The sequence below is a fragment of the Bartonella sp. MU70NMGDW genome (genome assembly GCF_042194085.1).
GTDB classification, from domain to species: domain Bacteria; phylum Pseudomonadota; class Alphaproteobacteria; order Rhizobiales; family Rhizobiaceae; genus Bartonella; species Bartonella grahamii.
The window spans coordinates 1-978 of the sequence record NZ_JBHIMK010000431.1 but is presented as its reverse complement, the minus strand read 5'-3'; the positions used below and the strand labels follow the sequence as shown (position 1 = coordinate 978).

Genomic DNA, 978 nt, shown 5'->3' with positions numbered 1-978 from the left:
GAATAGAACTCTGTGACGTGTATAAAAGTTATTATATACTACCATTTACGCTTAATCAAAGCGCATGTTGGTGCCACCGTGCTATTTTTCTCAGTTCCTATAATGTTGCGACTAGCTCTCGATATCTGAGACGAGTGCATAAGGGATAGTTTTATTCTTTTACTTATACGCCAACCTTGCTTGTGACGCATCAAGAAGATAATTTTTATTGATTTATTATAAGAGAGGCTAAAATGAAAGAGTCTTATGATATTCAGATTTTGCTTTCAATATTGTGATTTTTCTTGGAATTTGAAAGGGGAGAGATAGCTCCAGCTCTATCCTAAAAATATTTTTTCCATATCTTTATTTCACTTGTGATATACAAGCGAGCGTTTTTTCTTCATCACACAAGAGTTAAAATGAGAGAATATCACAAATTTTGAGGTAGGAAGTTAAAAAACAGAAAAATTATTATTATAAAATAATATGTATTACGTAATATAAAAACTATTAATAGAGATAATACAGTATTGCTTATGTATTTTACATCTATTTAATTTTTTATTATTCATAATATATTTATATGATTATTTTATTTTTATTCATTAAATCATATTAAATTGTTGATAGCGGTAAAGGCTTTTTATAGCCAAAAGTTATTTTACAGCACCTACATAATTGAATAAAAGATGAAACGTAGGGTAATATTTATTGATTGGAGGAGACAGTCTTTAAAAGCCTTTGGAATAATTGTTTCACGAGAGTCATAAAGATCTATTCAGTAGGTGAGAGGCGAATCGTGTGTTTTTTATAAACAGGAATTCTTTGATTCTTTATCTGCTAACCACTGAATGCAATCATTGAGAGCTCTCGCTGTTATGGCTTGTTTTTTTACTAATTTTTTTTCTTTACTTGATAAGCGTTTTCCTGAATGTTTAATAGAAGCAATAGGGGGAAAGAGTCCGAAATTGATATTCATTGGCTGAAAGGACTGTG

The 978-nt window shown here is 30.0% G+C and carries 1 pseudogene; it reads right to left on the bottom strand.

Features of this window, described 5'->3' with window-relative positions:
* Window positions 1-790 precede the first annotated feature (790 nt).
* Window positions 791-978, bottom strand: a pseudogene (locus ACFIKE_RS11445) (FADH(2)-oxidizing methylenetetrahydrofolate--tRNA-(uracil(54)-C(5))-methyltransferase TrmFO); the annotation flags it as partial.